The organism is uncultured Aquimarina sp., from assembly GCF_947495315.1.
Classification (GTDB): Bacteria; Bacteroidota; Bacteroidia; order Flavobacteriales; family Flavobacteriaceae; genus Aquimarina.
Map to the genome: position 1 here is coordinate 89,051 of NZ_CANLYD010000021.1, position 20,957 is coordinate 110,007.

The 20,957-nt window shown below is 32.6% G+C and carries 20 protein-coding genes; 4 read left to right on the forward strand and 16 right to left on the reverse strand.

Going from position 1 to position 20,957, the window contains the following annotated elements:
* Window positions 1–93: 93 nt before the first annotated feature.
* From Q0910_RS26005 to Q0910_RS26015, 3 genes are all read right to left on the reverse strand, one after another.
* The gene (locus tag Q0910_RS26005) at window positions 94–720 is read right to left on the reverse strand and encodes a response regulator transcription factor (protein ID WP_299223156.1); all 627 of its coding nucleotides are present in this window, start codon (window positions 718–720) and stop codon (window positions 94–96) included.
* A gap of 185 nt (window positions 721–905) precedes the next feature.
* The gene (locus tag Q0910_RS26010) at window positions 906–3,734 is read right to left on the reverse strand and encodes a CHAT domain-containing tetratricopeptide repeat protein (protein ID WP_299223158.1); all 2,829 of its coding nucleotides are present in this window, start codon (window positions 3,732–3,734) and stop codon (window positions 906–908) included.
* Between the two features lie 94 nt (window positions 3,735–3,828).
* Window positions 3,829–4,338, reverse strand: a complete 510-nt coding sequence (locus Q0910_RS26015; protein ID WP_299223160.1) for a hypothetical protein — start codon at window positions 4,336–4,338, stop codon at window positions 3,829–3,831.
* 212 nt (window positions 4,339–4,550) lie between these two features.
* Between Q0910_RS26015 and Q0910_RS26020 the strand changes: the two genes are divergently transcribed.
* Both Q0910_RS26020 and Q0910_RS26025 read left to right on the forward strand, forming a co-directional pair.
* Window positions 4,551–5,114 (forward strand): sigma-70 family RNA polymerase sigma factor, encoded by a 564-nt coding sequence (locus tag Q0910_RS26020; RefSeq protein ID WP_299223161.1) that lies wholly within the window; start codon window positions 4,551–4,553, stop codon window positions 5,112–5,114.
* A gap of 2 nt (window positions 5,115–5,116) precedes the next feature.
* Window positions 5,117–5,911 carry a hypothetical protein gene (locus tag Q0910_RS26025; protein ID WP_299223162.1) on the forward strand — a complete coding sequence of 265 codons (795 nt, stop codon included), beginning with the start codon at window positions 5,117–5,119 and terminating at the stop codon, window positions 5,909–5,911.
* Window positions 5,912–6,026: 115 nt separating this feature from the next.
* Here the strand turns inward: Q0910_RS26025 and Q0910_RS26030 are convergent, their stop codons facing one another.
* The 6 genes from Q0910_RS26030 to Q0910_RS26055 form a co-directional block, all read right to left on the reverse strand.
* Complete coding sequence (locus tag Q0910_RS26030; RefSeq protein ID WP_299223163.1) at window positions 6,027–6,206, reverse strand: hypothetical protein; 180 nt, start codon at window positions 6,204–6,206, stop codon at window positions 6,027–6,029.
* An 80-nt stretch (window positions 6,207–6,286) separates the two neighbouring features.
* Window positions 6,287–6,469, reverse strand: coding sequence for a hypothetical protein (locus Q0910_RS26035; protein WP_299223165.1), 183 nt, complete (start codon window positions 6,467–6,469; stop codon window positions 6,287–6,289).
* Window positions 6,470–6,524: 55 nt separating this feature from the next.
* Entirely contained in the window at window positions 6,525–6,698 is a 174-nt protein-coding gene (locus tag Q0910_RS26040; RefSeq protein ID WP_299223167.1) for a hypothetical protein, read from the reverse strand.
* A 207-nt stretch (window positions 6,699–6,905) separates the two neighbouring features.
* Window positions 6,906–7,115, reverse strand: a complete 210-nt coding sequence (locus tag Q0910_RS26045) for a hypothetical protein (protein WP_299223170.1) — start codon at window positions 7,113–7,115, stop codon at window positions 6,906–6,908.
* Between the two features lie 167 nt (window positions 7,116–7,282).
* Window positions 7,283–7,489 (reverse strand): hypothetical protein, encoded by a 207-nt coding sequence (locus Q0910_RS26050; protein WP_299223172.1) that lies wholly within the window; start codon window positions 7,487–7,489, stop codon window positions 7,283–7,285.
* A 31-nt stretch (window positions 7,490–7,520) separates the two neighbouring features.
* Window positions 7,521–9,116: a vitamin K epoxide reductase family protein gene (locus Q0910_RS26055; RefSeq protein WP_299223175.1), complete on the reverse strand. Its 1,596-nt coding sequence runs from the start codon at window positions 9,114–9,116 to the stop codon at window positions 7,521–7,523.
* Window positions 9,117–9,585: 469 nt separating this feature from the next.
* On the opposite strand from Q0910_RS26055, the gene Q0910_RS26060 reads away from it, so the two are divergent.
* Entirely contained in the window at window positions 9,586–10,389 is an 804-nt protein-coding gene (locus Q0910_RS26060; RefSeq protein ID WP_299223177.1) for a DNA/RNA non-specific endonuclease, read from the forward strand.
* A gap of 3 nt (window positions 10,390–10,392) precedes the next feature.
* Here Q0910_RS26060 and rodA read toward each other — a convergent pair whose 3' ends face one another.
* From rodA to purH, 6 genes are all read right to left on the reverse strand, one after another.
* Complete coding sequence (rodA, locus tag Q0910_RS26065; RefSeq protein ID WP_299223179.1) at window positions 10,393–11,646, reverse strand: rod shape-determining protein RodA; 1,254 nt, start codon at window positions 11,644–11,646, stop codon at window positions 10,393–10,395.
* Window positions 11,646–13,514, reverse strand: coding sequence for a penicillin-binding protein 2 (mrdA, locus tag Q0910_RS26070; protein ID WP_299223181.1), 1,869 nt, complete (start codon window positions 13,512–13,514; stop codon window positions 11,646–11,648). The genes rodA and mrdA overlap by 1 nt, the downstream gene beginning before the upstream one ends.
* On the reverse strand, window positions 13,511–14,017 hold the full coding sequence (locus tag Q0910_RS26075) for a rod shape-determining protein MreD (protein WP_299223183.1): 507 nt from the start codon (window positions 14,015–14,017) through the stop codon (window positions 13,511–13,513). The genes mrdA and Q0910_RS26075 overlap by 4 nt, the downstream gene beginning before the upstream one ends.
* Window positions 14,010–14,837: a rod shape-determining protein MreC gene (gene mreC / locus Q0910_RS26080; protein WP_299223187.1), complete on the reverse strand. Its 828-nt coding sequence runs from the start codon at window positions 14,835–14,837 to the stop codon at window positions 14,010–14,012. The genes Q0910_RS26075 and mreC overlap by 8 nt, the downstream gene beginning before the upstream one ends.
* A 139-nt stretch (window positions 14,838–14,976) precedes the next feature.
* A complete protein-coding gene (locus tag Q0910_RS26085) occupies window positions 14,977–16,005 on the reverse strand; it encodes a rod shape-determining protein (protein WP_118459234.1) in 1,029 nt (342 codons plus the stop codon).
* A gap of 43 nt (window positions 16,006–16,048) precedes the next feature.
* The gene (purH, locus tag Q0910_RS26090; RefSeq protein ID WP_299223189.1) at window positions 16,049–17,581 is read right to left on the reverse strand and encodes a bifunctional phosphoribosylaminoimidazolecarboxamide formyltransferase/IMP cyclohydrolase; all 1,533 of its coding nucleotides are present in this window, start codon (window positions 17,579–17,581) and stop codon (window positions 16,049–16,051) included.
* A gap of 139 nt (window positions 17,582–17,720) precedes the next feature.
* Between purH and Q0910_RS26095 the strand changes: the two genes are divergently transcribed.
* Window positions 17,721–18,974 (forward strand): ABC transporter permease, encoded by a 1,254-nt coding sequence (locus Q0910_RS26095; protein ID WP_299223191.1) that lies wholly within the window; start codon window positions 17,721–17,723, stop codon window positions 18,972–18,974.
* A gap of 333 nt (window positions 18,975–19,307) precedes the next feature.
* Here Q0910_RS26095 and Q0910_RS26100 read toward each other — a convergent pair.
* Window positions 19,308–20,957, reverse strand: a 1,650-nt coding sequence (locus Q0910_RS26100; protein WP_299223193.1) for an Ig-like domain-containing protein, incomplete at its 5' end; no start/stop codon positions are given.

Here is a 20,957-nt window from a genome sequence, read left to right on the forward strand (position 1 = left end):
GAATACCTTTCAAATAGCCTCTTTTTAGTGGATTAAGGTTTCCTGAAGGATTAAATTCATTATAGTAACCATTTTTGGATTCCAGATTTTATTTCATCCGGTTTTTAAATACCTTTTTTTACTATTCACAAGTTTTATAGCTTCGTCTTTACAATAAATATTTAGTTTTTCGTAAATGTTTCTTATATGGTATTTTACAGTGTTACGACTTACATAAAGTTTTTCTGCAATAGTAGAGTAACTTTTACCTTTAGTTAATAATTTAAGTATTTCATTTTCTCTTTTAGTAAGTTCTTTAAAATCGTGATCTTGAAAAGATTCAATAACCATTCGTGAAATAGTAGTACTCATCGGAGCACCACCTTGTTCTAATTGTTCTAAGGCCTCAATAATTTGGAGGTTGTCGTTTTTTATTAGATACCCACGAACACCAGAAGATAGTACATCAAAAACGAATTTATGTTGTTGATTATTTGTCAAAATAATTATCCTGATTTCAGGAAATGTGTTTCTAATATGTTTTATGTAATCAATGCTATTGATAGCCGGTATATCCATATCTATAAGGATAATATCGGGATGTAATTTTTCGATGTTTTGTAATGCTGATTCGTAGTTTTTAAAATTGGCAATTACTTTAAATCTTTTAGAGCCATTTATTATGGATGTACAATTTGTCTGTAAAAAAGTATCATTTTCGATTAATACAATTGTTTTCATACTGTGGATTAACGTTTTTTGATTGATGAATAATGGGTTCAACCATATAAGTGGATACTGACCATCTATATAGCAGTTATCTGTTTTGTGATTTCTTACCCACTAGAAAGTGTTAAAATGAGAACAAGTGTATTGAAAATAGGTTCCATACGCTTTTTAAAGTAGATAGTAAGGTTTTATTCCTTTTAAGAATCTTTCTTTTTGAGTTTTCTATAAATAATTATAAAAGCAAAGAGCATTGGAAATAATAGGATTAACCAATATACAGATGCATTAGAGTAACTCTGAATTGGACTAGTATCTCCTAATAAAACAAACGTAGCCCAAAAATGTGGAGAGCTTTCTGATAAAGAACTATTCCTAATATATTTTAGTTTAGCCTCTCTTAAAGCTTGTGATTTAGTTTGTTGATTTTTTAGGTTTTTATAAAACTCGTTCATTATATAGGAGGTAGATCTATCATCAACATTCCATAAAGAAGAAACTACACTTTTTGCTCCAGAATGAAAAAAACCTCTGGCCAGACTCATCACTCCTTCTCCAGTTTCTTGTTTGCCAAGTAATGTATTGCAACCACTTAGCACTACCAGATCAGCATGGTTTTTAGTAAGATATAATTCTTCAAGGTCTAATTTATTATCGCTAAAAGCAATCCAAGGCGAAATAGAATCTAAAGCATCAGCATGTGTTGCCAGATGTATGATGTTTTGGTTTTCTAGTTTAGCAAGAAAATTTTCTTTAGTAGCATTATCATTGATCAATGCTTCTCCAGAAAATAGGCTATTGATATTATTAACCTCATTCTTATTGTTCTCTATTGGAGTTAGGTTGTATTTGTCAAAATTACCAGGTGCAAAACCCAGAAAAGAAACTTCACCTTCAGAGGAAGCAATATGTGATGAATTTTTCAGGAAGAAATTTGAATATCCATAACTGATTTCAGAATCTTCAATTAGATATTTAGGTGTTTTATCTAAGTCGTTAGAAGTAACTAATGCTTCAAAAGGAATATAGTTTAAATAATTATCCGGAATAATAATTAGTTTTTTTCCAGATATAATTTCCTGAATCTTTTTATCCGGAAACAAGTACTTAAAAACTTTATATCCAATCTCAGAGTAAGACACAATATCTTTTTCAGTACCGAAAGGAATAGCAGCTTTTTTGATAAATAAATCAATAGTAGTTTTTAAGTCATCAATATTGGGCAATTGTACAAAATGGCTCTCATTGTTAGTGATATAGACAAGGTATCCTTTAGAATATTCTTTTTTACCATAATCACTTCCTTCATAAATTGGAGTATAATTATTATCATTATCAATAGATTTAAAATCAACATGACTAGATATGTTATATTCTATAAGAACGGTTTGATGATCAAGCTTTTTTTGGATAGATTTAAGGCTGGTAATAGGAGAAGATTGAGTGTTAAACTTTGAGTAGTCCGAAAAAATATCTTTTATGCTATCTTGTAATGTTTTTAGATTTCTTTTAAGATCTAGAGTCCTTATGGTAATAACATCGAGCTCTTTTTTATTGGAACCATTATTTTTTATTTTATTAAGTAAGTATATACTTTTCTTAAGTTCAATTTCTCTGTTTACAATGTTTTCCGGGAGTAAAATAGACTGTTTAAGTCTATTATTTGATATATCTTCCGTTAAAATTAACGCCTTATTTTTCTCCATAAAGTAAAAGGCATTGTCGATATCTTCAGCAAGAAAACAAGCTTCTATTGCTCGCCCATATAGGGTAGAACTATGTTTGCGCCAATATAATTTGGATTGAAATTCCTGACTCTCAATGCGAATAAGATCAATCATTTCGTCAGCGAGTAAAAATGTATTTATTGATTTATCAAGAGATGATTGGTCATCTGTAGATCGATAATGTTTTAAATACGCGTCAGCCAAATCTTCTAGAGTTGTTAAAAGATGCGATGAATCTAATGTTTCGGATAATATACCTGTTTGTGAGGAAGCTTCTTGATTATTCAGTTTTTGTCCTGTAAAATAACTGATGGCCTTTTGATAATGCTCAAACCCTTCTTTAAATTTCTCCTGCTCAACCATACAAAATCCAATATTGGAAATGCTTATCGCCAAAGACACAGAGTCATTTTTTGTAAAGTTTCGAATAGCTTTTTGATGATATTGAATTGCTAAATCCTGGTCTACAGTATTGTAAAGGTTCCCCTTAAGTTCGTAAGTTTTTGCTATTAAGATTGAATCCTTAAGATCTTTTGCTATAGATAAAGCTTGATCATAATAGAAAGAAGCTTTTTTCGTGTTCAGATTATCATCCTGATTATAAAGTGTACCTAAAATTATTTTTAGATTGTATCTCGTCGTTGCTCTTGATTTAATTTGTAATGATAAGGAGTCTGCGATTAAAGCATTTTCAATTCCTTTTTTTAAACTATTTACAGTACCAATTTTTATATATAGCTTACCAGAATTAATCGCATTGGCCACAATGCTCCTATAATCTTTATCATCCCAAAATAAGGAATTTGCTAGTTCAAAATGAACTACAGCATTATGATAATCGTAAGTATTTGTATAGCATCTCCCTAATTTAGAATATGCATCTGCAGCATAATCGTTTTTAGAATTAATAGAAATTATCTCTTCATTATATGAAATACTTTTAGAGTAATTGCCTTGTTTATAAGAGAAAAACCCAAGGTTTTTTAATCCATGCTGAATTAATAAAGGGTTAGTAGGAGTTATTTTTTTCTTTAATTCTAAGGATTGCTCCGCTACACGTATTGCAAGGTCTAAAGAAGTGTTTTTATAATGCCATATAGCATATTTATGCGTTATCCGTTCCAATAAAGAATCTTTTCCTTGTTTTGTGTAAAAACGGACTAAAGAATCAATTTTAATATGTTTTTGTTCTGTAGTAAGATCCGATGTTAAAATGTCTTCCCAGTTCGCAGTGATTTGAGAGTAGGAAAAAAAGTAAAAAGTAAAAAATACTAGAAATAAATAATAACTTCTTAAAGACATTAAAATAAAGGGTATATAATTTTTATCCAAGATAAAAATTATATACCCTTATGCCATCTATTTAGTATATTTTTAAAGTTTGTATGAAGTTTTGCTATTCGTGTAAACGTATTCTTGGATCTTGTCTAATTTCAGAAAGTATGTTTATGTATTCAAATACAAACTCATCTGATTGTGTTGGGTCGTCATCTTCCTCAGGTAAATCCTGAGCTCCCCTGGAATTCGTTCTTCCGTCTAACGATTTTAAGAACCATTGTTCTATTTCAGATGTTGTTGTAGCAACCTGAACTAGAACTAAGTCCGGATGTTTTTCAGAAAACTTTCTACGAACGTCTACTCGTATCTCATCATTTTCTGTAATATAAATTACTTCAATGATAAAATCTTGACCTTCATAACTATTATCGAAAGGCATTCCGTAATCTTGTATCTCTCCTTCTTCTTCTCCTCCTTCTCCAACGGTGTCGCTACTAAGCCAAGACTTATTTGTTATGTTTATTGTGTTTTCTAGATTTTGTGTCTTGTCGACAATGGAATCATCTGTAGAACAGCTTATAGTGATTAATGAAATTAACAATCCCCAAATTACCTTTTTTGTTTTCATACTAGTTTTTAAAATTTAAATATTAATACATTTTCATAATATAGTTATAACAAATTGAAATTCTTACCCTGAAAATTTGTGGTTTTTTCATTTTTAGGAGTGATTTTTGCTAAATGAATTATAGAAAGAATTGATAATATGTTAGTTTAGTCTTTCTTTAGAGTCAAATTATAGATAATATTAATAATAAATATCCTCAGAAGATTTCGAAAATGCAAAAATTAGCAAGTAAAAACTATTTAGAAGGTCTTTTATCTGGTGATCAATCTGTGATTGATGAGATTTATAAGAAGAACTTTCAACCAGTTTTATCTTTTGTAAGAAAAAATAATGGAAGTTATCAGGATGCAGAAGAGGTTTTTCAAGATGCTTTATTCCAGTTAATTGTAAGGTTAAAAGTTAGGAAATTTGAAATTAAATCTACATTCGAAGGATATTTATTTACAGTTTGCAAAAATCTTTGGCGTAAAGAATTAAATAAACGAAAAAAAAGGGTAAGAAATACAGATGTAATAGAACTAGTAATTGAAGAAAATAAACATAGCTCGTTTATTTTGGAACAAGAACGTTGGGAGCTTTTCGAGGAAAAGATTAATCAACTCTCAGATATTTGTATGAAACTTTTAAAAGATTATTTTAATAAAGTGTCATATGATGTAATTGTAGAGAAGTTTAATTATTCATCAGAAAATGTAGCTTTTCAGCAAGTTTTTAAATGTAAAAAACGCTTAGCAGAGCTTATTAAAAGAGATAGTAAATATCAAGATTTAAGTTAATAATGGACGAAGATATATATAAGAAAATTGAAGCCTATTTAGGCGGCGATATGACTTCTGAAGAGCAAAAACAGTTTGACCTAATGATGTCAGAGGATATAGAGTTGCAAAAGGAGGTGAAATTAGTCAATGAAATTAATCATCATTTAAATAAGGAAAGCTGGCTTTCTCTGAAGGAAACTAAAAACAAACAGGCAAGAAATGATATAGAAGATTACATTAAGAGTAATGAAGCTAATGAAATAAAATCTAGTATAAGTGCTGCAGGAAAAAGGTATAAAAAATCGCAGTATTGGTCAAGAAGAAGATCACTCATTGCTTCTATCGCTGGCGTTTTTGTAATTGTATTATTATCTACTGTTTTTTTTAATCAAAATTCGTCTACGACTAAGTTGTACTCAAAATATTATACAGAAAATGATCTGCCTTCTATAGTTAAAAGAGGCTCGCAAAATGAATTTTTGAATAATGGGATTACCGCTTTTAAAGCTAAGAGGTATGAAAAAGCAGTCACTTTTTTTGAAGATTATTTAAAAGAAAATAGTGATCCGTTAATATATAGTTACATAGGAATTTCATATCTTGAATTGGATAAGACAAAAGAAGCACTAAGTAGTTTTGATAAACTGTTGTATTCTGATTCTTTAGATAAGTCTAAGGCTTTATGGTATAAAAGCCTGATATATTTAAAGATGAATGATAAGATTGAATTAAAAAAAACACTTTCTAATATAGTCAGTGATTCCACTAATTTTAATTATAACAAAGCAAAAGAATTGTTACTAGTTGTGGACTAATACCGAAATAAAATTACCAAGTCAAAATATCAAAAGAAGAAAAAAAGGATTAAATCATTGATTTAATCCTTTTCTAAAATCTTATGTTTTGTTATACAGCAAAACGAATAACTTTTTAGAAACAAGGAGGTCCTTGTACCCAGGTATATCCATTATGATAGCAGCAACTTAGTGCTGGATCGCAACGTCGTCTTCTATTTTGATTTTTAGCAAGAATGTATACTCCGCCAGTTATATCCTGTTGTTGTTTCTTAGAGAGCGTTTTAGCTCCTTCTAACTTTTTAATCTGTTTCATAATTTCTAGGTTTTTTGAGTTTTGATATTGAAAAATATTGCATTCTAACAAGAGAAGTAAATGTACTTACTTCGGTAATGTTAGCAATCATAACAAACACCTTCCATACATGTACCAGGATTGCCAGAAGGAGTGTCGTAACAGGTTTGTCCATCGGTCTCCATAGTACAAATAATGATGCCTCCACCGAAGCCGCCATTCACCGAGTGTTGTTCTTTTTTACTTAGTGTTTTTGCTTTTCTAATTTGCAGAATTTGATTCATGATTTTTAGGTTTTAAGAGTTTCTATTAGATAATATCAATGTCTTCTTTATTGGCTTAATAAGGCCCACCCGGATACGTGCAAATACAACCTACACAAATTTTTCCGGGACAACAATTACTATCAGTAATGCACTCTGTAGGACATCCTGAACTACTTCCATTAATTGATTTTTGATCTTCTTTTTTAAGAAGCTTGATTCCGTTTAATTCTAAAAAATCGTTTAACATAATTAATTTGTTTTTAAAGTTTTGATATTGAAAAGGAGTAAATCCAATAAGTATGGCAATGAAAAACCACACCGACATTCTTCACTATAATCGAATTGATTATTGAGAAGACAAAACAGTTTACGTTTTACTTAATCAATTGGTATTGGGGTTAAACTATTTCCTGATTTAAGGGTTTCGAAAATATTTTCTGCTTAGAATTGTAGCTTACCAAGCTCCACCACCATTACATACATCGTCACTGCAAGTATAGTATGGGTCATTGCCTAAAAAGGGGTAGTGCTGAAGCCACCATCCCTGAGAACGAGGTCCGCAGCAGAATTGTTCTAAGGTAGGTATATAACCTCCAGAAATTAATTTTTGTTGTGTTTTGTTTAATGTTTTAACCTTGGTAAGGTTTAGAATTGATTGTAACATAATTATAGGTTTAAGAGTTAAAAAAAATACCCCCCGAAAGTTTAAAGACATTCGGGGAAATATCTGAGTGAGTGTGTGAAGAAAAAGAGTATACAATACTTCTTTTCGTAATATAACTTTTCTTAAAAGAAAAGTTTCTTTTCTGGGTTTAGGAAACCCTTAAGTGTTTAGAACCCTAAACCACCAATTGGATCAGTGCCATCAGGGCATGTGCTGCTACAGGATACTGCGATAATTTCAAGATATCCGTTACGTCCCATAACAATACATCCGCAATCATCTGATGAAGGAAGTGTAATACCTCCTTTAACCGATCTTTGTTGCTTTTTGTTCAGTTCGTGAACACCTTTTACTGCTAGAATTTTTGATAACATATAATTCGATTTAAGTTGGATTGGATTTTAATTAAACACCCACTGATTTTTCTTCTATTTCATAATCATGCTCATTTTGATTTTCAATCATCATGCTAGTAAAGTGAAAAAACTCATCATAACTATACTTTTTAGGATATATAGAGGTATTTATAAGAGAAGCGGGGGTATAGAATAAATTATTCTTTTCTGCCCATTCGGATTGATTTTTAAGGACTTCAATATGGTGTTCGCTGTTTTTTGGAGTTCCATACTTTTTTATCCAAGTACTAAAAGTCCTATCATTAAACCATTCGCTATATGCATTAATAAAACTATCAGATCCGTTATCGCGATATATCTCCATTAATCGTAAACTTATCTGAGTCGCTTGATTATCAAGATCATCTAATGATACTTTCAATCGTATAATGATTTGTAATTGCTCGCTCATCGTTCTTAGTACGCGAGTGTATGCTTCAAAAGCACCTTTACAGTAGCCGCACATCGGATTGGTTAGACTTATAATCTTAAATTTAGCATTAGGGTTACCTAAGACAATTTCATTTGTAATTGAAGTATTATCTTCTATTTTATCAGATATACTTAATAAATGATCAAATATCTGTCTATCACGCTTAAAGTGATTAAGTTTTATATTGTCACTTTTGTAATCTTTATTCTCGATCATATTTTCTTTTACATGCATATAACCTAATGTAGCCAATGCGGAAACCATGACAAAAGCAGCAATTGATACTAAGGCAAACTCAAAAGAAAGACCAAGTAAAGCAACTACAATTAAACCAGTAGATATAGTACTGATAGCAATACATATTGCACACCATTTTTTTATAATGAATGCTTGAGAATATATGGAATACACAATAAATGGAATTCCGATAAGTGTTGGCAATAATAAGGTACTATCAAAGCCATAAAATAGTTGATATATAGTGAGAATACCAAAAAATACAATACTCGCATCTGCTAATGAAAAATTCTTAAACAATTTTCCTGTATTGTTATTAATTACATCTCCACAGTTAGAATTCCCTACAGATGTACAAAACTGATGCATAGTATTGGACTGTATGCCTAGGCTTTCTCTAACGGCAAAAAGACTAAAAATAACTCCAGAAATTGATAATAATAAAAATAGTATTTGGTAAAGATCAAATGGTTTAAATACTAAGGCTACAATTGAACTTACCAACAGAGCTCCAAACAGAATATTCTGGATAAGAGATTCTTTTGAGAAAATGGCACTCTTTCCAGTATTATGCTCTACGGCTATTACCTTAGGAACCCATATTTTCTTAAATTCTTCATAGGTAAACTTCGTATTCTCAAGATCCGAATGTTTCAGTTGAATACTTCCATTTTTATTAATGACAGAAACGATCTCCTCTGAGGTATCCTTTTTTACTAATGAAACAAAACTTTTAGGGAGTTGGTCTAAAGCTTCTATAGGAACTTCTACAGCAATATTATCAATATTAAAATAATCCAGTGTATCCGTAATAGATTGAAAACTCGGATAATTAGGATGTATCTGTAATTGTAATTCTAAATCCTTTTTGTCGTAGTTGCTGATCCTATTCTGAATCAAAACAGTTTCAACTATATTTTCAATGTTATTTTTCATGTATCCTTTAAGATGATTTTGTTTTCGTGTGCTTAACTTCTGATAAAGATACTATAAAAGTTGATCGCCCCATATCAACTTATATGCTGATTTTTCTTTGTATCAGATATTTTGAAAAATTATTTTTCAAAATTAAAAGCCTTCTAAATTAGAAATTTTAAAACGTATACTCGACGAGGATACTACATAAAATAGAAATGGAATAACCGTAATTTTAGAGTTTATTTATGTTAATTTTTCATCTTAAAAACCTGCTATTCAGGGTTTTGAATTTTATCAAAACACTCCAAAAACCTAACACTTAATTTGTGTTAAAGTTTGATTTTGCTCTACACTTTACGCTTCATTCAATAGTTGATAGTAGTTTTCCTGATTAATTATAGTCTAAAAAAAATAAACCGTATCTGAATATAGGTTGATTTTGATACTTTTGTGAATTGATTAGTAATAATTATAAAAAAACCGAAATTTGAAAAGAAAGTTTATATATCCGTTATTGGTTCTTATTGTTACCGTTGGCTTCTATTACATAGAAAAAAAAATAGATGCAACTGATATGAAAGATGCAACTGAACGGATAGGTAAAAATAAAGAACTGAGCTTTTTTTATCTTCCAACATCCACAACAAATATTGTAGTGTCGCATAATAATTACTCTTTATCGTATTCCGAAAAACATGAGCAACCAGAATGGGTAGCTTATGAATTAAAAAAAGAACATCTAGTCAAAAATGAATTCAAGAGACCGTTTTTTGAAGTTGACAATAAGGTAAGGTCTTCTTCGGCAGATTGGAGAAACTATAAAAACTCAGGATATGACAGAGGGCATCTATGTCCTGCGGGAGACAGGAGATTTTCGTATGATGCTTTTGAAGAAACTTTTCTTACATCTAATATTTCTCCTCAGAATCACCAATTTAATGCAGGTGTTTGGAATAATTTAGAACAAAAAGTTAGGTATTGGGCAAGTAAGTATGATGGTGTTTATGTGGTAACTGGAGGAGTTTTAACGGATGATCTTAAGACAATTGGTTACGAAGCGGTTTCTGTACCGAAATATTTTTATAAAGTGATTCTCAATAAGAACTCTCAAAACTCAAAAATGATAGCATTTTTGATTCCTCATAATGATACGGATAAACCATTAGAAGATTTTGTTGTTACTACTGACAGTATCGAAAAACTAACGGGGATTGATTTTTTCCACGAATTACCAGATACTATAGAAAATAAACTTGAAGCGTCTTCTAATAAGAACGCCTGGAAATTCTAATAGCTACCACTCGTTAACTCTGTTAGCATCAAGTTTAATAAAGATGAAAAGGAGTAGTGTAAATCCCCATAATCCTGAGCCACCATAGCTAAAAAACGGAAGTGGGATTCCTACTGTAGGAAGTAAGCCTGTAACCATCCCTACATTTACGGCAAAATGTACAAATAGAATACCTACTACGCTATATCCATACACTCTACTAAATTGAGATTTCTGTCGTTCTGCTAAATAGAGAAGTCTTATAAGCAAGCCGATAAATAGTATAATCACTGTGGATGCGCCAAGAAAACCCCACTCTTCTCCAACTGTGCTAAAAATATAATCTGTATGTTGTTCCGGTACAAAACCACCTTTAGTTTGTGTACCTTCTTTCCACCCTTTTCCGGTCCATCCTCCACTACCAATAGCAATTTGACTTTGATTTGTGTTATAGCCAATACCCTTAGAATCTACTTCTTTTCCCAGAACAATATTAAAACGATCTCGATGCCTTTGTTCGAAAACATTATTAAAAATATAGTTTACAGAAAAGCAAAATCCTGTAATTACAACAATAGTCAGCAAATATCTGGAGTATCTTGGTTTTTGTTTCCTGTTTTTAATTAGAATTAGTAGCATAACGGCTCCAATGCCAAGAACTACCCATAAAGGGGTAAATAATAAAGTTAGTATGAATAGGGCAGCGGCAGATGCTCCAATAATTAGATAGGTAGCTGCCAGACCTTCTCTATATAATGGAAAGAAAAATGCAGCATACACTAATGCACTTCCAGGATCCGGCTGAGGTATAATAATCAACGCCGGTAACGCTATAATTAAGAATGCTCTTAGCTGATGGTTAATCAAATTGATATTTGTTTGCATATCACTTAAGAATTTAGCCAGAGCTAATGCAGTAGCAGCTTTCGCAAATTCTGATGGTTGCAATCCTACAGGTCCGAAAGCATACCATGAAGTAGCACCGTTAACATTCTTTCCGAATAAAAACAACCCTAGAAGTGAAGCGATGGATATAACGAAAATTAAACCGGCAAATCGTTCATAAAATTTGGTTTCGATAGCTTGTGTAATAATTATGATTATAACACTTAGGGCGATCCAGTATAATTGTTTTACGTAAGGTCGAGAAAAATCAGTCAAAGAGAAAACTTCATCACCATAAGAGGCGGAATATATATTGCCCCATCCAAAACCAATTAATAATAAAAATAGAAGTACAGTCAACCAATCTATGGCTACAATAGTTGATCTAGCCATTATTGATTGATTTTAAAAGGTTCGCCGCTATATGGTTTTGCATATTCTTCTTCAAGGCTATGTGTTAAAACCCAATCCTCTAAATCTGTTCTGCTAATAGAGTCTTTGAGGTGTTTTTCAATCAATAAACTTGCTATTTTTCCGGCATATCGAGATCCCCAATACCCATTTTCTATAAAGACTGCAAGAGCAATTTTAGGATTATCTTTTGGTGCAAAAGCAATGAAAACAGAGTGATCCGTTAATTGCATTCGTTTACCATCTACCTTGGTGTAATTTTCAGCGGTTCCTGTCTTACCGCAAATATCTATTCCTTCTACCTGTAATAATGAAGCGGTACCTTGGGTGTATACTTGATGTAGACCTTCTATTACCGGCTCAAAATGTTCTTTATTGATTGTGGTATATTTTGGTTTGGTAAAATTTTCTTCTTGTATTGGTTGCCCATCAATTGCTTTTATGATATGTGGTGTGAAATAATAGCCTCTATTGGCAATTGCAGCGGTCATATTGGCTAATTGTATGGGAGTAGCAAGTACTTCTCCCTGACCGATTGCATTGGAAATTGTTCTAGTTGCATACCACTTGTATGTAGGATAATTGGATACTTTATTGTAATATTCTGCAGTAGGAACCGAACCTTTATTACCACTTGATAAATCATTCCCTAGATAATTACCAAATCCAAAACTTTCTACATGTTTTCTCCAATTTTCAATACCTTTTTGTGGAGTCGTATATTTGTTAATTGTTCTGAGATATACATTCGCAAAATAAGCATTGCAGGATTGTGCTATGCCTGGGATCATATTAAGAGGGCTTCTATGAGAATGGCATCCAAGCTTGGCTTTTTTTCCATATCGAAACCCATGATAACAAGAGAAACTTTCCTGGGTATTTACAACTCCTTCTTGTAATCCAATTAATGCAGTTACTGCTTTGAATGGAGATCCTGGCGGATATTCTCCCTTAACTCCTCTGTCGAATAGAGGTTTGGCTATAGTGTCATAATATAATCGTGTAAAATTAGGGGATCTTTTTCGTCCAACAAGGAGTTCAGGTTTGTAACTTGGAGCAGTAATTAATGCTAAAATCTCTCCACTTGATGGTTCGAGTGCTACAATACCACCACGTTTGTTCTCCATTAGCTTTTGTCCATACGACTGTAGTTCTTCATCAATAGTAATGGCTATATCTTTTCCATTAACAGGTAGTGTATCATATTTACGGTTTTTATAGGGGCCAATATCTCGGTTAAATCTATCTTTCTGAATACGTTTAATCCCTTTTAGTCCTCTAAGTTCATTTTCATATTGCTTTTCAACACCTTGCATTCCGATAAGATCTCCAGATAGATAGTATGGATCTTTTTTAATTAATCCATCATTTACTTCTGCAATATATCCTAATACATTCGAAGCACTTTCTGTATGATAATCTCTTAGAGAACGTTTTTGAATATAAAATCCATCAAATTTTCGCATTTTTTCTTGTAAATAAGCATATTCATCTTTTGTTAACTGAGGGATAACTACAGAAGGAACACGAGGAGAATACACTCTGGCTTTATTCAATTGTTTTACAAGCTTCTCTTTTGTTATTTTAAGGATAGAACAAAACTCTAAAGTATCAAAAGGCTTTAATTCTCTTGGTATTACCATAACATCATACGAGGGTTGATTGGTTACCAAAAGTTTACCATTCCTGTCATAAATTGCTCCTCGTTGAGGATAATCGTATAATACTTTGATAGCATTATCATCAGAGAGAGCAGCAAAAGAAGTGTTGTAAATTTGCAGATAAAAGAGTCTGGCAACAAAAACAATACCAGTGCTCATTATAATAAGATAAAGTAATAATTTTCTCATGAATCTTTTCTTCTAAACAATACCAAAACCAACATAATTACGATGATGGAGAATAGACTAGAAAATAACGTTTTTTTTCCTATTAATAGTGTATGAGAATAGTTAAATATTTCTAATGAAAAAAGTATAATATGGTGCATGAAAACCATTAAGGTAACATACGCTAATCGTTGCCCAAAACCAACTTTACTTAGCTTGACGGTTTGAAATTCATAGCTTAAACCAAAAACTGACCTTAGGACTACCGGACGTATATAGGTTATAACGATACACGCTGTGGCGTGAACACCTCCAGAGTCACCAAACATATCTACCGTAAGCCCCAGAATAAAGCTAAGGAAAAGGAATAAGCTTTTGTTTATATTAATTGGAGCTAATAATATAAAAATAATGTATATGTATGGATTGAGGTATCCCAGAAAATTAATATGATTGAGAATGAAAACCTGAACCAAAACCAAGCTAAAGAATCTGCCAATATATAAAAGAACGTTGTTATTCATCTATTTTTGGATTTTCTAAAGACTTAATTTCTAAAACATCATTACTTTTTATGGCGTATAGGAAGCCAATATCGGTCATATCATTAAATAGTTGAACATCAATTAAAAAATAACTCTGATTTTGGTCTAACTTATAATTTAGTATAGTGCCAATTCCTATCCCGCGTGGGAATATCGTTGAGCGACCATTGGTAATGATTGTATCTCCTTTTTGTAAAATTGCTTGCCTGGGCACTGTCTCTAATTGTACAATGTTAGGGTCTTTACCATTCCAGACTAACGACCCATATTGATTTGAATTCTTTAAACCAGCATTAATTTTGGAATTGCTGTTTAAAATAGAAATAACTCTACTGTAGTTTTTTGAAGTGTTTTCTACAATACCAATAATACCTTTATCAGTAATAACTCCCATATCCTCCTCAATTCCATCTTTTTCTCCTTTATTGATTAAAATGTAATTGTCCATTTTACTGTAATCATTCCTAAATACGTTTCCTTTTATGAAAGTAAAAGGCTTATTAAATGATGTAGTGTCTATATACTTTGTGGCAATGGTGTCTGCGGTAAGCCAACTTATTTGATTTCGGAGTTGTTCATTTTCTTGTAGCAAACGCTCATTTTCACTTTTAAGTCCAAAATAATTATTTATAGAGTATCTCCATCCATAAACTCCACCTGTAAGGAAATTTGTAGAACTTATAAATTTACTCTTATGATAACTATGCGATTGTATGGTTAGAATGAGAGATAAAAATAGTAGAAGCAGAAATAATAGGAAGTTTTTATTCCGTATTAAAAAATTGATAATCTGCTGCATGGGTTATGAGGTACTAAATTCTAAAAATAATGATTTCGTTATTTTTAATAGTGTTTTTGACATAATTAAAAACAATCAAAGGAGAATAACGTAAAAAATAGATTTTAGGTATATTCTAATTATAATTTTCTGAAAACTATTATTTAATTAATACGCTCTTATAACGATTAATATTTTTCAGAGTAATTCCTGTTCCTCTAACTACCGCTCTTAATGGGTCTTCAGCAATGTAAACCGGTAAATCGGTTTTTTGAGACAATCTTTTATCAAGTCCTCTTAACATAGATCCTCCACCTGCTAGGTAAATTCCGGTATTATATATGTCCGCGGCAAGCTCAGGAGGAGTTTGCGATAGTGTTTCCATAACTGCATCCTCAATTCTAAGAATTGATTTATCCAAAGCTTTTGCGATCTCACGGAACGAAATCTGTACCTGTTTTGGTTTTCCTGTTAGAAGATCACGTCCTTGAACGTTCATTTCTTCCGGCGGTAATTCCAGATCTTCTGTTGCTGCTCCGATTTGTATTTTTATTTTTTCTGCGGTACGTTCACCTACATATAAATTATGTTGTGTACGCATATAATATATAATGTCGTTCGTAAAAACATCTCCTGCAATCTTTACAGATTTGTCACAAACGATTCCTCCCAGAGCAATTACAGCAATTTCAGTTGTTCCTCCACCGATATCTACTATCATGTTTCCTTTAGGCTGCATAATATCGACACCAATACCAATAGCCGCCGCCATAGGTTCGTGGATAAGATATACTTCTTTACCATTAACACGCTCAGCACTTTCTTTCACGGCTCGCATTTCTACTTCTGTAATTCCAGAAGGAATACAGATAACCATACGTAGCGCAGGAGTAAATATTTTTTTCTTCAATGCCGGAATATCTTTGATAAACATGCTTATCATTTTTTCACTGGCATCAAAATCTGCAATTACTCCATCCTTAAGCGGTCGAATGGTTTTTATATTTTCGTGTGTTTTTCCTTGCATCATTGCCGCCTCTTTACCAGCAGCAATTATTTTTCCAGTAACAATATCACGAGCAACAATAGATGGACTATCGACCACCACTTTATCGTTATGAATAACTAAGGTATTCGCAGTACCTAAATCTATAGCAATTTCTTCAGTAAAGAAGTCGAAAAATCCCATATAAAACAATAAAAAGGGTTAGAATTGAGTAAATGTACTAAAATTAATGTTTAAAATGACGTGTTCCGGTCATTACCATTGCAATTCCGTTTGCATCACAGTAATCTATACTTAATTGATCTTTTATAGAACCACCTGGTTGTATTACGGCTTTGATTCCGGCATTGTCTGCAAGTTCCACACAATCAGGAAACGGGAAGAATGCATCACTCGCCATCACCGCTCCGTTAAGATTAAAATTAAATGATTTTGCCTTTTCTATAGAATGTGTTAAAGCATCAACTCTAGATGTTTGACCTGTTCCACTTGCTAACAATTGCTTTCCTTTAGTAAATACAATAGTGTTAGATTTGGTATGCTTACAGATTTTAGAAGCAAATAATAAATCTTCTACCTGCGCATCGGTTGGAGCTACTTTAGTAACAGTGTTTAAATCTTCTTTAGCATCAGTTTTTAAGTCTTTATCTTGTACTAAAGCTCCATTAAGACAAGAACGCACTTGTGTTTTTGGTAGCTCAATATCTTTTTGGATCAGAATGATTCTGTTTTTCTTTCCTTTTAAAATTTCTAAAGCTTCATCACTATAAGAAGGAGCGATTACTACTTCACAGAATAATTTGTGAATTTCTTCTGCCGTAGCGGTATCAATTTCAGAATTACTAACGAGTACTCCACCAAAAGCCGAAACAGGGTCACCTGCTAATGCATCTACATATGCCTGATGTACTGTAACGCGCTGCGCTAATCCACATGCATTGTTGTGCTTAAGGATTGCAAAAGTTGGTGCTTCTCCTTTAAATTCATTCATCAAGTTTACAGCTGCATCTACATCAAGAAGGTTGTTATATGATAATTCTTTACCGTGTAGTTTGTCAAACATTGCATCAAAATCTCCAAAGAAAAATCCTTTTTGGTGTGGATTTTCTCCATAGCGTAATACCTTTCCTTCGGTTTCACTGATTTTAAGTGAAGCGATTTCATGATTACTATTAAAATAATTGAAAATAGCACTGTCATAATGCGAAGAAACATTAAAAGCCTTTGCAGCAAAACGTTTACGATCTTCCTGAGAAATACTACCATTGCCCTCAGAAATAACTTCTAAAAACTCTGCATAGTCGTCAACGGAAGCTACACAGGTTACATCAGCAAAATTCTTAGCAGCAGCTCTAATTAAAGAAATTCCTCCTATATCTATTTTTTCAATGATATCTTGCTCCGAAGCTCCAGAAGCAACTGTTTTTTCAAAAGGGTATAAATCAACAATGACAATGTCAATCTGCGGAATTTCATACTGTTCAAGTTCTGCAACATCACTATCGTTATTTTGACGATTTAGAATTCCACCAAATACTTTAGGGTGTAAAGTTTTTACTCTACCACCAAGAATTGAAGGATATGAAGTAACATCTTCTACCGGGATGACCTCAACTCCTTGATCTTTTATGAATTTTTCAGTACCACCTGTAGAATAAATAGTAATACCAAGTTCATCTAATTTTTTTACGATAGGTGCCAATCCATCTTTACTGAATACAGAAATTAATGCGGATTTAGCGGTTTTTGTGTTGCTCATGACAGTTTTTAGTTAGTAAAACGCAAAAGTAGCAATTTAGTTACCAATTAGACAACCCATTATCCGTAATTGTTTTAGATATTTTGTAACAAAATTATAAGGAAAACGTCCTATCTTTATATTGTTCAAAAAATAGCACATGCTTATCTATCTTAGAGTATTAAAAGAGAGTTTTAATTTTGCAATTAATGCTCTTAGAAACAATAAATTAAGAACTTTTCTTTCTTTGTTAGGAGTAACGATTGGTATTTTCTCAATCATTGGGGTGCTGGCTGCTGTTGATTCTTTGGAAAAAGAAATAAAAGGAAGTATCAGTTCTTTGGATAATAGTACCATATATCTTACCAGAATTTCGTTTGGCCCTACAGATGTGCCTGATTGGAAAAGAGAACAATTTCCAGATGTTACTTTTGAGGAATATCAATATGTGAAAAGAACTATGCCGGATTTAAGAGCAGCTAGTTTTTTATTGAATGTAGGTCAGGAAACTTTGAAATACAATGATAAAAGTATTAGTAATGTAGATATGATACCTGTTACTAGTGATTATTATGATATAGAAGAATTACAGGTAGTTAAAGGAAGGTTTTATAATGAGCAGGAATCCGTTGGAGGTGCACCGGTTATTATAATTGGAGACGAAATAGCAAATAGCTTATTTGGATCAAGTGATCCTATTGGTAAAAAAGTTCGTGTGTACGGAAGAAAGTTTACGGTAATAGGTGTTCTGAAGAAAGAAGGAAGTGGTCTCTTTGGAGGTTCTAAGGATACAGCAGCAATACTGCCGGTTAATATTGTTAGAAGGCTTTATGGGGATAATAATAAATTTACGTTTCCTATGATTATTATTAAACCTGAATCTAATAGTGATGTTCCAGAATTTGTGGCTTCCTTAACTCAAAAAGTTCGTTCTTATAGAGGTTTAAAACCTGATGAAATTGATGATTTTTTCATAAATCAGTTACAAGGGTTTACTGATTTTATTGATAATATTACAGGAACCATGTCTAACATAGGAGGATTCATAGGTATGTTTTCCCTTTTAGTAGGAGGTTTTGGTATTGCTAATATTATGTTTGTAAGTGTAAAAGAGCGAACAAATCTTATCGGAATCCAGAAAGCATTGGGAGCTAAAAGGAAATTTATTTTACTTCAGTTTTTATTTGAAGCTGTGATACTTGCAGTTTTTGGAGGTTTAATAGGACTGATTTTGGTTTGGTTAATCTCAAAAGGAGCTTCTAGTATGACAGGCGATTTCGAATTTATACTTTCTACTTCCAATATGTTTTGGGGAATGTTTTGGTCTACTTTAATAGGTTTGATTGCAGGTATTTTTCCAGCTTGGATGGCTGCTAGATTAGATCCTGTAGAGGCTATTAGAACTGGAATGTAAAGTGCACAAATCTCGATAATAGGTAAATATTCATACCTAGAGCGATCAATATGATTACCAATACGGCAATCGGAATTACTTTCATCATAATATTACTTTTTTTGTTTGGGGCCATTATAGCTGTTATCATAGTTCAAAGATACTATGAATCAGAGCTTAAGGAAATAGGTAGAAATACTTGTTTATATTAATGCATTCTTATTCGATCCAGTTTTCATGCTTTTACTATTGCACATACATCATTTGAGCGCTGTTTTTCTGATCCCTAAATTCTTGAATATAAAAAAGTCGAGGTTTTACCTCGACTTTTTAAATACGATATTAAAAGTGTGTTTACTGCTTAATAATTCTTTTAGTTGCTGATCCTGTTTCAGAATGTATAGTCATTAAGTAGAAACCAGAACGAATTGAAGAAATATCAATCGTATTGATAATACTACTTGCATTCAGTTTCTGAGAAAGAACTAATTTTCCTTGAATATCAAAAATATCAGCACGCTTTATAGCTAAACTAATTTCTCCAGATATATTAATGATGTTGCTGGATGGTATAGGATAAATAGCTAGTCTATTTGCCAATATTTCATCTTGTACACCTAATGTACTGTCAAAATTAATACTAAATTGAGTTGCAGCTGTATTTCCGTTTCCTGCGCTATCCAATACAACATCTGCATTAACATCCACTGTAATAGTCAGAGGTCCTGCTCCAGAAGGTGTTATGTCTGTCGTGTAAATATTATCCGAACCTGCAAAGTTGCCTGCTGTTCCGTTTGATATTATAAGATCGCCTATCTCAAATCCAGTTACACTTTCAGAAAAAGTAATGGTTACTGGAATTGGACTGGCATCAGTAGGTCCAGGGCTTTCGGATGAGGTAATAGTAACGGTTGGTTGTAAAGTGTCCTTAGTTCTAACGTCAACAGCAGATACACTTTCAGTATTACCAAGAGCGTCAGTTAGAGTAACTATTAATGTAATTAGCCCATCATTTAATCCACTTAGGTTTATTCCAGTGATTTGATCTGTAGCAGTAGCAATGATTCCTGAACCAGTTACATTGGTACCACCACCATTACTTTCAAACAAATAATTATATGTAGCTCCAACTTCAGCAGAACCAAAAGTAAAATCAATTCCTGTTTCATTTGTTAAGTTTATAACGGTCTGATCAATGCTAACAGTAAATCCGGTTGGACCGGTATTATCTACATTAAAAGTAGCACTTGGTCCAGCAGCTAATGAGGTATTTCCAGCAGTATTACTTGCAGTTCCTGCAGCAATAGAAATTCCGATGGTTCCATCACCAGTAATACTACTAATTGTTACTATTCTTGTATCCGTTCCTGATCCTGTTACAGTTATGGAGCCTGTCGCATCTCCAGTAGTATTTAGAGATATATCACTAGTAGTTAAAGTTACTGCATCTGCATCTGTATATGTTATTGTATAAGTAATAGGTCCTGTACTTGTACCTGTAGCACTAGGTGCTCCAATTGCTATTGTTGGAGTAGGGGCAATTATCGTAATAGTAAATGTTTGATCATCAGAAGTGTCATCACCACCGTTGGCAGTTCCGCCATCATCAGAAATACTTACTGTTACCGTCGCACTGCCATTAGCATTAGCAGCAGGAGTGTATGTTAGATTTCCAGTTGCATCAATAGCTGGTTGTGCACTAAATAGTGAATTATTGTCATTTGACACATTAAAGCTCAATGTCTGTACTGCATCAGTATCTCCATCATCTAATGCTGTTGCCCATCCGTTTACGGTTTGCGCTCCTGCATTTTCGTTAACGGTTTCATTCGCACCCGCAGTGAAGCTAGGTTCGTCATTTACGGAGTTCACAGTAATGGTAAACGTTTGATCATCAGAAGTGTCATCACCACCGTTAGCAGTTCCCCCATCATCAGAAATACTTACTGTTACCGTCGCACTACCACTAGCATCTGCAGCGGGAGTATAGGTTAGATTTCCAGT